The organism is Candidatus Enterococcus myersii, from assembly GCF_017316025.1.
GTDB lineage: Bacteria > Bacillota > Bacilli > Lactobacillales > Enterococcaceae > Enterococcus_C > Enterococcus_C montenegrensis.
Genome location: NZ_JAFLVT010000001.1, coordinates 68,642 through 82,304 on the forward strand (window position 1 = coordinate 68,642; position 13,663 = coordinate 82,304).

12 protein-coding genes and 1 other RNA gene are annotated in these 13,663 nt (G+C 36.9%); 8 read left to right on the plus strand and 5 right to left on the minus strand.

The features are described from left to right. The first annotated feature begins 3 nt into the window (after positions 1-3). The 6 genes from JZO76_RS00425 to JZO76_RS00450 all read left to right on the plus strand — a co-directional run bounded on the left by JZO76_RS00425 (position 4) and on the right by JZO76_RS00450 (position 8,212). Positions 4-2,292 carry a glycoside hydrolase family 65 protein gene (locus JZO76_RS00425; protein ID WP_206902204.1) on the plus strand — a complete coding sequence of 763 codons (2,289 nt, stop codon included), beginning with the start codon at positions 4-6 and terminating at the stop codon, positions 2,290-2,292. An 11-nt stretch (positions 2,293-2,303) separates the two neighbouring features. Further along, complete coding sequence (locus tag JZO76_RS00430) at positions 2,304-4,484, plus strand: glycosyl hydrolase family 65 protein (protein ID WP_206902205.1); 2,181 nt, start codon at positions 2,304-2,306, stop codon at positions 4,482-4,484. 164 nt (positions 4,485-4,648) lie between these two features. Further along, complete coding sequence (proC, locus tag JZO76_RS00435) at positions 4,649-5,452, plus strand: pyrroline-5-carboxylate reductase (RefSeq protein ID WP_206902206.1); 804 nt, start codon at positions 4,649-4,651, stop codon at positions 5,450-5,452. A gap of 13 nt (positions 5,453-5,465) precedes the next feature. Further along, positions 5,466-6,068 carry a TetR family transcriptional regulator gene (locus tag JZO76_RS00440; protein ID WP_206902207.1) on the plus strand — a complete coding sequence of 201 codons (603 nt, stop codon included), beginning with the start codon at positions 5,466-5,468 and terminating at the stop codon, positions 6,066-6,068. Between the two features lie 376 nt (positions 6,069-6,444). Next, complete coding sequence (locus JZO76_RS00445; RefSeq protein ID WP_206902208.1) at positions 6,445-7,524, plus strand: ABC transporter permease; 1,080 nt, start codon at positions 6,445-6,447, stop codon at positions 7,522-7,524. Between the two features lie 4 nt (positions 7,525-7,528). Beyond that, positions 7,529-8,212, plus strand: a complete 684-nt coding sequence (locus JZO76_RS00450; RefSeq protein WP_206902209.1) for an ABC transporter ATP-binding protein — start codon at positions 7,529-7,531, stop codon at positions 8,210-8,212. 42 nt (positions 8,213-8,254) lie between these two features. Here the strand turns inward: JZO76_RS00450 and JZO76_RS00455 are convergent, their stop codons facing one another. Further along, on the minus strand, positions 8,255-9,151 hold the full coding sequence (locus tag JZO76_RS00455; protein ID WP_206902210.1) for a cation diffusion facilitator family transporter: 897 nt from the start codon (positions 9,149-9,151) through the stop codon (positions 8,255-8,257). A 497-nt stretch (positions 9,152-9,648) separates the two neighbouring features. Between JZO76_RS00455 and JZO76_RS00460 the strand changes: the two genes are divergently transcribed. Continuing rightward, positions 9,649-10,587: a sortase gene (locus tag JZO76_RS00460; RefSeq protein WP_242595710.1), complete on the plus strand. Its 939-nt coding sequence runs from the start codon at positions 9,649-9,651 to the stop codon at positions 10,585-10,587. Positions 10,588-10,633: 46 nt separating this feature from the next. Beyond that, positions 10,634-10,768: a hypothetical protein gene (locus JZO76_RS14185; protein WP_277988628.1), complete on the plus strand. Its 135-nt coding sequence runs from the start codon at positions 10,634-10,636 to the stop codon at positions 10,766-10,768. 160 nt (positions 10,769-10,928) lie between these two features. Here the strand turns inward: JZO76_RS14185 and JZO76_RS00465 are convergent, their stop codons facing one another. The 4 genes from JZO76_RS00465 to JZO76_RS00480 all read right to left on the minus strand — a co-directional run bounded on the left by JZO76_RS00465 (position 10,929) and on the right by JZO76_RS00480 (position 13,429). Continuing rightward, the gene (locus JZO76_RS00465; protein ID WP_206902211.1) at positions 10,929-11,402 is read right to left on the minus strand and encodes a universal stress protein; all 474 of its coding nucleotides are present in this window, start codon (positions 11,400-11,402) and stop codon (positions 10,929-10,931) included. A gap of 113 nt (positions 11,403-11,515) precedes the next feature. After that, positions 11,516-11,803, minus strand: a complete 288-nt coding sequence (locus tag JZO76_RS00470; protein WP_242595711.1) for a hypothetical protein — start codon at positions 11,801-11,803, stop codon at positions 11,516-11,518. Positions 11,804-11,864: 61 nt separating this feature from the next. Next, a non-coding RNA gene (ssrS, locus tag JZO76_RS00475) (6S RNA) lies at positions 11,865-12,059 on the minus strand. A 68-nt stretch (positions 12,060-12,127) separates the two neighbouring features. After that, positions 12,128-13,429 (minus strand): replication-associated recombination protein A, encoded by a 1,302-nt coding sequence (locus tag JZO76_RS00480; RefSeq protein WP_206902212.1) that lies wholly within the window; start codon positions 13,427-13,429, stop codon positions 12,128-12,130. Positions 13,430-13,663 lie beyond the last annotated feature (234 nt).

Below are 13,663 nucleotides of genomic sequence, written 5' to 3' on the forward strand. Positions count from 1 at the left end.
GAAATGGCAAAAGTGGCAGATCTTTATTACCAATTAGATCCATGGAAGATTGCCGAAAAAGGATTCGATAAAAATCGGAGCGAAGTTTCAGAGGCGATTTTTGCATTGGGAAATGAATATATGGGCGTCAGAGGTTATTTTGAAGAAGGTTTTTCTGGCGCTACTTTACTCGGCAGTTATTTTAATGGCATTTATGAAAATAGTCCGGAAGAAAATCGGGTACAGTATAAGGGAATTGTTAAACGTAGTCATTTTATGGTAAATGCAGTTGACTGGTTAAAGACGGAAATTATCATTGATGGACAACGTTTGGATTTAAATCGTGTTGCTGTTAGGGATTATTACCGTGAACTGGATTTACGTAGTGGTATTTTAACTCGGAGTTTCCAGATTACAACAGGAACAGATAAAGAAGTATTCTTTAAGTTCGAACGATTTTTGGATATGGAGCAAGCACAATGGGGCTATCAAAAAATCTCTGTATGTACTAAAGCCGAGAACGTAGAGTTGGAGCTTACATTAGGGGCTGACTTTAATAGTGAACATGTTTCACAAGGACAAAATTTTTGGCGAGAAATAAAAAAAGATACAGTTGGAGAAACGACTGGAATTCTAGGAGAAACGCTAACAACCAAACAAAAAGTTTTTAGTGGCTTTTATCTAAAAAACAATCAATCCCTGTCAAGTGAAGTCGTGACGAGGGATAAATTTATCGGTCGTAAGTTTAACGTTAAACTTAGTCGTGATAATTGTTTTGAAGTAGAAAAACACGTGAACAATATTGTCAGCAAAACTCCTATTGCGACAGAAAAATTATGGCAAAAAGGTATTCGTGACAGTCAAAGACAACAACAAATTAGCTATGAGCAAACTAAGATTAATCAAAAAGTCTATTGGAAGAAAGTTTGGGAAAAATATGATATTACCATTAATGGGGATGAACTGAATCAACAAGGGATTCGATTTTGTATTTTTCAATTACAACAGACGTATCATGGACAAAATAAAACCAACAATATTGGCGCAAAAGGTTTAACAGGTGAATCCTATGGGGGATTGGCATTTTGGGATACAGAAACTTGTTGTTTACCATTTTATTTGTTGAACAATTTAGATGCAGCAAAAAATTTATTAGAATTTCGCTATGAGACATTGTCCCAAGCACGACTGCGAGCAACTGAATTGGATTGTAAGGGGGCTTGTTATCCGATTGCAACATTAAACGGTCATGAAGCAAGTGATCTGTGGCAACATGCCAGTCTTCAGTTTCAGCCAAGTACCGGCGTCGCTTATGGTATTTTTCATTATATGAATTTGTCAGACGACACAGAATTTTTATACGGTCATGGAATTGAAATGTTAATTGAAATATGTCGCTTTTTGGCTAGCCGGGGTGATTTTAGTCCAACTGGAGAATTTGGCTTCTTTGGTGTGATGGGGCCGGATGAATTTCAAATGATGGTAAATCATAATGGTTATACGAATTACATGGCTAAAAAGACATTTGAATATACGTTACAAACGTTAAGTGAGATTGCAAGAGTAAAACCTGAAAGAAAAATAGAGTTAATCAGTGAATTGCAATTGACGCAAGAAGAACAAGAGTTATGGAAATTGTGCGCAGATAAAACACTGATGTTAATAAGAGAAGATGGCGTGATTGAACAGCATGATGGATTTTTCAAATTGCCACATCTTGATATTCAAGAAATTCCAATTGAAGATTTTCCGTTGTATCATCATTGGTCCTATGATCGCATTTATCGTAATGACATGATCAAACAACCGGATGTTTTAATGTTTCAATTTTTGTATAATCAAGATTTTTCTTTTGAATCTAAGAAAGTCAACTATGAGTTTTATGAACCCAAAACGATCCATGAGTCGTCATTGTCACCTTCAATCCACTCTATCTTAGCAGCGGAATTGGGAAAAAACGAGGCGGCATACGAATTTTTTGGTTTTGCAACCCGTATGGATTTGGATAATTATAATCGCAATACACGAGAAGGTTTGCATACAACTTCTATTGCAGCAGCTTGGATGAATATCGTTTATGGCTTTGGCGGTGTTAGAACGGATGGTCCAATACTTCAGTTAAATCCAACTATTCCGGAAAATTGGCATGATTATGAATTTAAGTTTACCTATAAAAACGCATTGATTGCCGTCAAAGTAAGCCAAAAATTCGTTTCATTAACCAAAATTACTGGTCCTGATATCACAATAAGTCTCTATGATAAAGCTGTTACATTAAATGACGAAGTCTATGAAATTAAAAGAAACTATTAGGAGGAACTTAGATGTCTTGGCAAGTTAGAGCAGGTTATGACCCTAACCAAATTGTTTCAAATGGCAATAAGTTTCTCTTGGCAAATGGTTATATGGGCTATCGCGGTACAATGGAAGAGTATGGTGCTGAACAATTAGCTGCAAATACTATTTTAGGCTTGTATGATCAAGTCGGAGATAAATGGCGTGAACCAGTAAATGCACCAAATGGCCTATTTTTTAAGCTTTTTGACCAAGCAACTGAAATCAGCTTACTAACGCTAAAACCGTCATTTCATCAGCAGACATTAGACTATCAACAAGGTTTGCATATAAGAAAAACTGCTTTTTCTTATAACGAAAACACGATCACTCTTCAAGCTGAACGTTTTTTGCATATGAAGCGACTGCATTTAATGGTAGACGAGATAACGCTAGCTGCTGAAAAGCCAATAACATTACAAGTGAAAATTGGGATTGATACAGCAGTTTGGGATATTAATGGCCCACATTTGATCAATTTTGAAACAGAAGATTTAGCAGATCAGATTATTTTGTCAGCCAAAACGCAAAGGGAACACAAAAATATTACAGTAGCACAAGCAGTGAATGCTTCTAAACTGAATTGTTTAAAAAAAGAGGGGCAGTTTGCCTACTATGAGGTCACGCTAACGCCTGAACCGATAACTTTTCATATTTTTGCAACAACTTTTAATGCTAATGACTGTCAAAATCCCAAAGAGGCTGCCAAAAAAGAATTAGATGTGGCTTTTGCAATGGACTTTGCTAGTTTGAAAAAAGAACATACGCAGATTTGGAAAGGTCTGTGGGAAAAAGCGGATGTAGAAATTGATGGCGACAGTAAAGCCCAAGAGGCAATTCGATATAGTCTTTATCACTTGTTATCCATTGCACCGAGACATTCCGATACGGTTTCTATCCCAGCTCGTGGTTTATCTGGGCAAACCTATAAGGGTGCAATTTTTTGGGATACTGAAATGTTTATGCTCCCATTTTTTATGCATGTTTTGCCAGAAGTTGCTAAAAATATTTTATCGTATCGCATTTATACACTTCCTGGCGCATTAGCTAAAGCAAAAGAGTACGGATTTAATGGTGCTTTTTACGCATGGGAAAGTCAAGAATTAGGTCAAGATGCAACATCTGATTACAATGTGGTCGATGTGTTTACCAAGCGGCCAATGCGAACTTATTTTCGGGATAAACAAATTCACATTTCTGGTGATATTGCGTATGCTTTTTGGCAATACTATGAATATACAAAGGATTTAGAACTGCTTTTAAAAGGTGGTGCACAAGTTATTTTTGAATGTGCCAAATTTTATTATTCTTATGCGTATTATAAAGTCGAAAAAAATCGCTTTGAATTAATTGATGTAATCGGGCCAGACGAATATCATGAACGGGTTTACAATAATGCCTATACCAATAAACTTGCACAAAAAACAATGAAAATTGCGTTGGATTTATGGGAAATGTTAGCTGAAAATGCGCCAGAAGATTTGGCTGAAATTTTAACGGCAACCGAATTAATGGAAATAGATAAAGAAAAATTTCAACGATTTTATAATGAAATTTATGTACCACAGCCAAATGATGCAGAAATAATCGAACAATTTGACAATTATTTTTCTTTAGAAGATGTTTCGGTTACAGCAGTAAGAAAGCGATTACTAGATGACAAAGAGTATTGGGGTGGCGCATATGGTGTTGCTGCAGATACCCAGGTTATTAAGCAAGCAGATGTTATTTTTATGCTGCATCTATTTGGCGAAGACTACACGAAAAGTGAAATTCAAAAAAATTGGGAATACTACGAGCCAAGAACCGAACATGGATCTTCATTGAGTGCTTGTATCTATGCTTTAGTTGCTTGCCAGTTTGATAATCAAGACTGGGCCTATCCTTATTTTATGAAAACTGCCACTGTTGACTTAACTGGAGAGACAAAACAATATGCGGGAACAATTTATATTGGTGGTACCCATCCTGCTGCTAACGGCGGGGCGTGGCTAGCAGCTATAAAAGGATTTGGTGGTTTGTCTGTGAAAAACAACCAGTTGCAAGTCACTCCCAAGTTACCAAAATCATGGCAACGTCTGGCTTTTAATACTATTTTTAATGGAGAAAGCTACCATATTGAAATTGAAGCTGGAAAGACACCGCGCATTTCAAAAAAAAATAATTCATAAAACGTCTTTTAAACACGATTAGCTTAAAACTAGGTAATGAAGTTTTAAGTTAATCGTGTTTTATAGGATGTTTTTTATGATGTACATAGCAAATAAAAATTCACCTGACAGTAGCTTTTTATGAAAAAATATAGCAAACTTAAAGCAAAGAGAGGGTGAAGGAAATGGGAACAATTGGGTTTTATGGTGGGGGAAATATGGGGCAGGCGATGCTTTTGGGACTATTACAGGCAAAGCTATATGATAAAGCTGATATCTTTGTCTACGATGCATATGCGCCTACCCTAGAAAAAATCAATAAAGATTTTGGTGTGAGAACACTTCAAGCTGCTGATACGTTAATTAAAAAAAGTGATAGTATCATTTTCGCAGTTAAGCCAGATGTTTTACCTAAAGTTTTACCGCAAGTAGCCAAAGTTATTAAAAAAGAGCAATTAGTAATTTGTATTGCTGCAGGAGTTACAATAGAGACAATCGCTGATTATCTTGGAGAAGACCAGAAAATTTTACGGGTGATGCCTAACACGCCAGCCTTAGTTGGCGAGGGGATGTCAGCTGTTTGTGCCAATCAAAACGTTACCGAGGAAGAATTAGCGCAAACTTTGGCGATTTTTAGTAGTTTTGGCAAAGCTGTGGCTGTGCCTGAAAAAATGATGGATGTTGTAACGGGGCTAAGTGGTTCCGGACCGGCGTTTGTTTATCTGTTTATTGAGGCGTTAGCTGATGGTGCCGTTTTTGAGGGAATGCCGCGAGAAGCGGCTTATGAATTTGCAGCACAAACGGTTCTTGGTGCCGCAAAAATGGTGGTGGCAACAAAAGAACATCCAGCTGCTTTAAAAGATCGCGTCACTTCACCTGGTGGAACGACAATTGCCGGCGTGAAAGTATTAGAGACAGAAGGGCTACGTGCTGCAGCAATGAAAGCTGTGAGTGCCGCAACCAAAAAAAGTCGAGAGTTAGGTAAATAACGGAGGGGATGAGATGCCAAAAGCTACTTTTTTGAATTTAACTGTTGATAAACAGGAAAAAATTGAAATGATTTTATTGGCAACTTTTTACAACCGTCACATTTCTCAGGTGAAAGTATCTGAAATTGTTGAAAAAATGGGGATGTCACGGGGAGCGTTTTATAAATATTTTAATGATTTGGAAGATGCGCACCAATATGTGGTGCAAAAAGCTTCAGTTGCTGTTCATCGGGATATTTTGACTTTTGTTTATACGATGTCAGATGATTTGTTCGCCGGGATTAAAACCTATTTGAAAAAAATCGCAGGAGTAGATAAAACAGCAAAAGAATGGCAACAAATCCAGTTGTTAACAGCCAATCCTACCATTTTTGCCAAGCGCAATAGTCATAATAACGGTCAGAATGCGATGGTTTTGCAATGGCAAGAGCTTTTGATCAAGAACGATATTAGCTTGGATACGCTAGCAGAAAGTCAAGAATTGTTATTTTTAATTATGGATTTAGTGATGGAAGTATTGACTGCCTTTATTGTAAATGACTGGGGTGAAAAAGAATTGGTAGATGTCTACCAATTACGGATTAAATGGCTTAAACAGGGTATTCAACAAAAATAAAATAGTTCAGATTAAACCAGGTATTTGCAGCTAAAAAATAGTAATTTTGCTATTTTTAAAGCAGGTATCTGGTTTTTTGACTATAAGAAAATATAAAATCTTGACAAGAATAAAACGCTCTACAACAAATATCGTCACGTCAGATTTCACACTCGAATATTTGTAAAGCTAAAGTTGGCAAAACACCAGAAAATAAATTGCAAGAAATTTTTAGAAATCATTTGTGTTATGCGCAGATTGGACTTCATTTGCATTTATAAATATTAAGAAAATATTAAGCAATTTGCAATTGGTAAGCAGAATTAGTGACAAAGTGTTACTGGGCGTTTAAAGTGAATACCGTACTTAATGAAATTGTAAATAAAGGATGATGAATATGTTTTTAGCAATTAAAGAAATGCGCTATGCGAAGTTACGCTATGGCCTAATCATTGGCATTATGCTGCTAGTTTCTTACGTAGTTTTCTTGTTGTCGGGCTTAGCGTCGGGATTGGCACAAGAATTTATGCAAGCAGCAGGTGACTGGCAGGCCGACACGGTAGTATTAGCCAAAGATGCGAATAAGTCACTAAACGCTTCCCAGTTGACGTTACAAGATTTTAATGACGTAGCTACCACCAGCAAGAAGGCGCCCATTAGTATTTATAATGGTGCTGCAAAATTAGATAAAAAAACTACCGATATTACGCTATTTGGAACTGACGCAGATGCGTTTATGTTACCCAAAGTCACTAAAGGTAATCGCAATCTAAAGAAAAATGATATTATTATTTCGCAAAATTTAGCGGATGAGGGTTATCAGATTGGCGATAAGATCACGATAGGCAAATACGAAGAAAAATTAACGATCGTTGGAATTTTCAAAGCGACGTATTACACAGTTACGCCAGTTATTTATTCTGATACGGAAACATTTGTTAATGTAAAATACAATGGTCAAATTCCACAAGATAAAACAAAGACGCCAATTAATGGAATTTTAGTAAAAAAAGGGCGTCCTACTTTTACATCAGAACAAAAAGAAGATCTGGATTCACTAACTTTGGCAGATTTTATTGAAGCAATTCCAGGTTATTCTGCGCAAAACTTAACTTTGAATGGGATGATTTATTTCTTATTTATTGTTGTGGCTGCCGTAATCGGTATTTTCATGTACGTGATGACACTGCAAAAGACAGCGACCTTTGGGATTATGAAAGCAGAAGGTATTTCTACTAGCTTTATCGCAAAATCAATTATTGCACAATCCTTTATGGTAGGTGTGATGGGTGTGCTAGGAGCTGCTTTATTAGCCTTTTTAACGAGTCTGATTTTACCAAGTGCCATGCCGTTTCAAATTGTTGTAAATGATTGGTTGTTATACGGTGTCGTCTTGTTAGTTGTAGCTGTTGTTGGTGGTTTGTTCTCAATTAGAACAGTGACCAAAGTCGATCCAATTACAGCCATTGGAGGTTAAGAATATGGAAAATGCTTTAGAAATGAATAATGTCAAAAAAGTTTTTGGTAGCGGACATACACAAATTACCGCTTTAAAAGGAATTGATTTTGCTGTTCAACCAGGAGAATTTGTCTCGATTATTGGTCCTTCGGGCTCTGGGAAAAGTACCTTTTTGACCATTGCTGGTGGCTTACAGACACCTTCTAGTGGGAGCATCTTAATCAATGGACATGATTTTACGAATCTAAATGAAAAAAAACGTAGTCAACTGCGTTTCAAAGAAATCGGCTTTATTTTACAAGCATCTAATTTAATTCCTTTTTTAAAAATCGAGGAACAATTTTTCTTAGTAGATAAAGTTAAAAAATCTAATTTGGACAAAGAAAAGGTCGAAACAATTTTACGTTCATTGGATATTTTTGACCTAAAGGATAAATATCCCCGTGACTTATCTGGCGGTGAACGGCAACGGGTTGCAATTGGACGGGCCTTGTATAATGATCCAAGCGTGATTTTGGCAGATGAGCCGACTGCTTCTTTGGATACGGATCACGCCTTTGAAGTAGTAAAATTATTGGTAAAAGAAGCCCATCAAAATAAAAAAGCTACGATCATGGTCACCCATGATCCACGCATGACGCAGTGGAGTGACCGGGTCTTGAAGATGACTGATGGCGTACTACAACCGGTGCCAAAAGAAGATTAAAAAAGAACTGTCTGAATCANNTGATTCAGACAGTTCTTTTGATTAAATACTATGTTTCACCGATTCATCACTGATTTCTCCAAGTTCAACTTGGATTGTAATATGAGATAAGACAAAATTTTTCGTCAGCTCATGATCCAAGTTCTCCAAAAATTGATTGTTATCTGCTAACGTATCACGACAAACGTGGACTGTTAGTGCATTTTCGGTGGTGCTTAATCCCCAAATATGAAGATCGTGAATGGCTAATACGGTTGGCCTATTTTCAATAAATTTTTTAACTTCATCATAATCTACAGCTTCTGGAACAGCATCTAAAGATAAGTTCACAGCACCTTTTAGTAATCCCCAAGTACCGATAAAAATAATCCCAGCAATGATTAAACTAATGACAGAATCTAGCCAGAACCAATTGGTAAATTTAACGATAATAGCTGCTAGGACAACGCCAACAGAAACTAATGTATCAGCTGCCATATGCAAAAAGGCGCCCTTTACATTTAAGTCGTGTTGCTGGTCTTTCATAAAGAGGTAGGCAGTAAAACCATTGATAATAATTCCAACTAAAGCTACTAGAATGACCTTATTTTCAGCAACGGGTTGACTATTTTGCAAACGAGAAATGGCCTCAACTAAGATGCCACCAATAGCCACTAATAAAAAGATAGCATTAAAGAGGGCCGCTAAAATAGAACTGCGTTTGTAGCCGTAAGTTCTAGTTGCTGTTCGTGGACGGGCGCTTAACAAGATTGCGATCCACGAAATAACTAGTCCTAAAACATCACTTAAATTGTGACCAGCATCGGCGACTAAAGACAAAGAGTTGGCCGAAAAACCAAAAATAGTCTCAATTACAACAAATAAGAGATTAATAATAATTCCAATTTTAAAAGCGCGTTTAGTTTTTGTGGTGGGCGTGTGTAAATGATGCTCATGCATAAGGATGACCTCCAATTTCATTCGATAAATATTAAGCACATTTTTATAAAGAGGTAAAAAATAAAAAACTTACATATGATTGTTTAATCATATGTAAGTTGATTTTAACACAACCAATTAAATTGTGCGAATAATACTCTACCCTTTAACTGGTGTATTTAGATAAACAGAGTAACAGCAATTACAGGTCAGAAGCCAAATTTTTTGAAAGACAATTCAAGCCAATGTCTCTAGCCCCAAAATCCGCTGAATAAAAAACATACGTTACATTAAAATAATGAAATAGGTATTAATTAAATGACGTAATTGTGTTCATAAAATGAGGGTTATTTAATTGAAAAAAGAGTGCATATAAGGTAACTTAATGAGACGATAGCCTTTATAATAATGGTGAATAGCAATGGGAAAATAATATTATTTTATTCTTTGAAAATAATAAAATTTATTTTTTGTGACCATAAAAAAACAAGCAGAGAGGTTGAAGGGTGGTGGAACTCATGAAAAAACGCGAATTGCTACTGGCGAGTTTAACGTTGCTTTGTCTGATAGTTGTTAGTATTAGCTTTTTTAAAGTTTATGCAAGTGCCCAGCGACGCTTGGATCAAGTATTAGTCGAAAATGTAACATTTGACGCTAGCGCCAAAGAAGTTGTGAGTAAAGAGGCATTGCTTGTCGCTGCCCATATCAATAAAATTCCTCAAGTGACAAAAGTAGACGTCCTTAATTTAGAATCTATTCAAGATATGAAGCCAGGAACTTATGAAATCATCGTTAAGATATATATTCAATTTGATGAAGTTATAACCCGCAAGATTACACTTCAAATACGCGACAGAACAAAACCCGTCATTAGACAAAAGAAAGCCCTAATTATTCCACACAATGCCAAGATTGATTGGGCGGACTATTTCTCAATTTATGACACGGTTGATGGGATCATTTCCTTAGATAAAAGTAAAATTAGCGCAGTTGATACAAATAAAGTTGGTAAGCAGACTGTCGTAATAAGCACAAAAGATCAGGCAGGAAATACTGCTAAAAAAGAAGTAGTAGTAGAAATTGTTTCCAGCACGAGTAGTCACGCGGAAAAATTAGAACAGCCACTGTCTCTTCAAAATAGTTTGAAAAAGACAACAGCACCCAATACGGCAAAAACGCCACAAAAAGAAAGTTCTGCTGAGAATCTAGCTTCACCTACAACAAAGGCTGATTTGAAGTCACCTGACAAGTTCACTTCAGTTATCCAGTTTAACGGTCAGACAATTTCTTATTCGCATGCGACAGGTGCTAATTCTGCTCCTGATGAAGGAGCCGCTACTTGGCTTGGAAAAGGGCTTGTGGACGATAGTGCACCAACACATTTTATTGGACATAATCCCGGTGATTTTGCGACGGTAATGGAGCTTTATGTAGGAGCGCCGATTCACTGTTTATGATGATAATGGTAAGCAAAAAACATATCATGTGTACGAGGTCGTTGATGTGACGGATGAAGGATATAATGCCAATGACTTAAAAGACGACGTTTTACCACGCATGTTAGATGAAAAAGGTGAACGGATTAGTTTACAAACTTGTATTAATGATCATATCAATCGTTGTGTGCTAGCCCGCTAGAAAAATAAAAAAACGACGTGGATGAATTTTACTCTGGATTTTTTCTCATAAAAAAATACCTAAAGATATCAGCATTACCAGCTTATAAGCTCGTAACACTAGAAATCTTTAGGTATTATTTGTTTTTTAAGGAATGCAACACGAAAACACGGACTGTTGCTTATTCTTTTTCTTCTTTGACAACTTTGTTATTTAAGTCAGTCCGGACAACTAAAACATCACAAGGTGCGTTACGGATAACATATTCAGAAACAGAACCGATAAAAAGACGCTCTACTGCATTTAACCCGGTAGCCCCTAACATAATTAGATCTACGTTGTGTTCTTGTGGCAATTGTTTTGCAATGATAGGTTTTGGTGCACCATATTCAATAACGGTATTAATATCATGGCATTCTTGTTCTTTTGCATAATCGGTATAATCTGCTAATGTTTGTTTTGCCATTTCTGTGGCCTGTTCAGCTAACATACCATCAAAAGAGGAAACTGTTTGAAAAGCTCTTGTATCAATAACGTGGGCAATTAATAGTTTTGCCTCGTTTCGCTTTGCTACATTGACAGCTTTTTTGAAGGCAAGTTCAGCTTCACTAGAACCATCGACTGCCACCATAATTGTTTTATATTGTTGTAACATTTTACCCACTCCTTTACATTTACAACGCCCTAACTACAAAGCATCTTGTTAGCTACAATTTTATTGTAAACTACTTTAGGTGAATTGCAAAAAAGAAGCTATCAAAATCAGAATTATTTTTTGAGTGATTTTGCTAGCTTTAGACTAAAACTTGCTGCAAGTATAAGGACAAGAAAAATATAAAGCAAAATAATGATTTTTAAATTGATGATTGCTGCAATGAAGCCCAAAATACCAAAGGTTAAATAGAAGTGACCATAGGTTTTTAAAAAGCTCGGAATTTCCTCTTGTATTAATAATGGGGTTAATAATTGCGGTTTTTTCAATAAAACATAACTTAAAAGTAATAACAATAAAGCAAATAAAATGACTAAAACACGAATCATAAAAGTAAACTCCATTTCTAAGCTAAAAATAAAAGCCGTCTGTCAAAAGACAGGCGGCTACATTCATAAAGAATGGGTAATATCCGTAGATGCCGTTATTCGTCCCATAGTATTGATCCCGCAATTTCTAGCAGGTGGGTTCCACGGTTTAAGTATCGAACTACCAAAAGAAAAGGCATGTTACCAACTCACACACAGGACGGATCCCAATATATCAATAAAAATGTTCGGTCAACACACAAAAAGGATAACTCGTACATCACAGAATTCCCACTTACATAGTAGCATAGGGGGACAAAAGTAGCAACCAGATTGCTTTTGTTTTTGTAATCGCTATCTTTAACTATCTGACAGCTTTTTGGTTTGTCGCCTTTTATGCTGCCAATCTTTGATACGATAATATTGTTGGCCTAATGCTTGTTCATATTTTCCCGATGCTTTAGGGTGATAATAATGCGCGTCTTTGATTTTATCGGGGAGATACTGTTGATTAACCCAAAAATCTTCGAAGTTGTGGGGATATTGATAACCCACTCCCCGCTCTAAATCTTTTGCCCCTTTGTAGTGACTGTCCCGTAAGTGATCGGGAACATCCCCTGTAGCTCCTGTTCTAATATCAGTAATGGCAGCATCAAGAGCGGCATAAGCAGAATTTGATTTAGGCGATAAACATAAATCAACGACACAATCTGCTAGTGGAATTCGTGCTTCTGGCAGACCAAGACGTTCAGCCGCTAAAACCGCATTGACAGTCCGTGCCGCAGCGGCGGGATTTGCTAAGCCAATATCTTCGTAGCCAATAACCATTAAGCGGCGACAAATAATCGCTAAATCCCCGGCTTCAACTAGCCGTCCTAAATAATGCAGTGCGGCATCCACGTCGCTACCGCGAATTGATTTTTGAAAGGCTGAAATAACATCGTAATGGGCATCACCGTCTTTATCGTGGGTAAGGGCTTTTCTTTGGATACATTCTTCAATGATACTAAGGGTTAAATGAATTACTCCGTCTTTTTCTGGCGTAGAGCGAACGGCTAGTTCTAGTCCGTTTAAGGCGCTGCGCAGGTCACCATTGGTAGCGCGGGATAAATGAAGGCGTGCGTCTTCATCAATTTTAACAGGAAAATCTCCTAAGCCTCGTTTAGAATCACTTAACGCGAGATCGACAGCTTGCAAAATATCAGCTTCTGAAAGGGGTTTGACTTCAAAAATTTGGCATCGACTGCGAATCGCTGGATTAATTGTAATATAGGGATTTTCAGTTGTAGCACCAATCATAATAATACTGCCGCTTTCTAAATGAGGTAAAAGAAAGTCCTGCTTGGTTTTATCTAGGCGATGGACCTCATCTAATAATAAAATGACTGTTCCACTCATCTTGGCTTCTTCGGCGACAACTTGTAAATCTTTTTTGGTATCTGTTGCCGCATTTAGCATCCGAAAAGCGTATTTGGTCGAACCAGCAATTGCTGAGGCAATACTGGTTTTACCAGTTCCAGGTGGTCCATATAAAATCATAGAAGATAACATTTTGGCTTCCACCATACGTCGGATAATTTTGCCTGGGCCTACCAATTGTTGTTGGCCGACCACTTCATCTAAATTACGGGGACGCATGCGAAAAGCAAGTGGCTTTTGCATGAGAGCAAGCCTCCTTTGTAGGGTTTATAGTGTGTTGTAAGCTAAAATGCAGCTCTTTAAAAAATAGTGTTGCTAACTTTTTGATCCCGTATCCCATGCCAATTTTTTTGAAATTTTGAAAACATGCAACAGACAAAAAACGTCAGAATAGGGGGATATTTTTTTAAAGAGAAATTCGCTAGTTTGGCTTTTTCTGTTTTTTTTAGAATACAATATAGGATGGTTAAAGTATAA

Coding starts and splice junctions, on each gene's coding strand:
- JZO76_RS00425 (WP_206902204.1), top strand. CDS start 4: ATGGCAAAAGTGGCAGATCTTTATTACCAATTAGATCCATGGAAGATT.
- JZO76_RS00480 (WP_206902212.1), bottom strand. CDS start 13,429: ATGCAAAAGCCACTTGCTTTTCGCATGCGTCCCCGTAATTTAGATGAA.
- JZO76_RS00450 (WP_206902209.1), top strand. CDS start 7,529: ATGGAAAATGCTTTAGAAATGAATAATGTCAAAAAAGTTTTTGGTAGC.
- JZO76_RS00455 (WP_206902210.1), bottom strand. CDS start 9,151: ATGCATGAGCATCATTTACACACGCCCACCACAAAAACTAAACGCGCT.
- proC (WP_206902206.1), top strand. CDS start 4,649: ATGGGAACAATTGGGTTTTATGGTGGGGGAAATATGGGGCAGGCGATG.
- JZO76_RS00440 (WP_206902207.1), top strand. CDS start 5,466: ATGCCAAAAGCTACTTTTTTGAATTTAACTGTTGATAAACAGGAAAAA.
- JZO76_RS00445 (WP_206902208.1), top strand. CDS start 6,445: ATGTTTTTAGCAATTAAAGAAATGCGCTATGCGAAGTTACGCTATGGC.
- JZO76_RS00465 (WP_206902211.1), bottom strand. CDS start 11,402: ATGTTACAACAATATAAAACAATTATGGTGGCAGTCGATGGTTCTAGT.
- JZO76_RS00430 (WP_206902205.1), top strand. CDS start 2,304: ATGTCTTGGCAAGTTAGAGCAGGTTATGACCCTAACCAAATTGTTTCA.
- JZO76_RS00470 (WP_242595711.1), bottom strand. CDS start 11,803: ATGGAGTTTACTTTTATGATTCGTGTTTTAGTCATTTTATTTGCTTTA.
- JZO76_RS00460 (WP_242595710.1), top strand. CDS start 9,649: ATGAAAAAACGCGAATTGCTACTGGCGAGTTTAACGTTGCTTTGTCTG.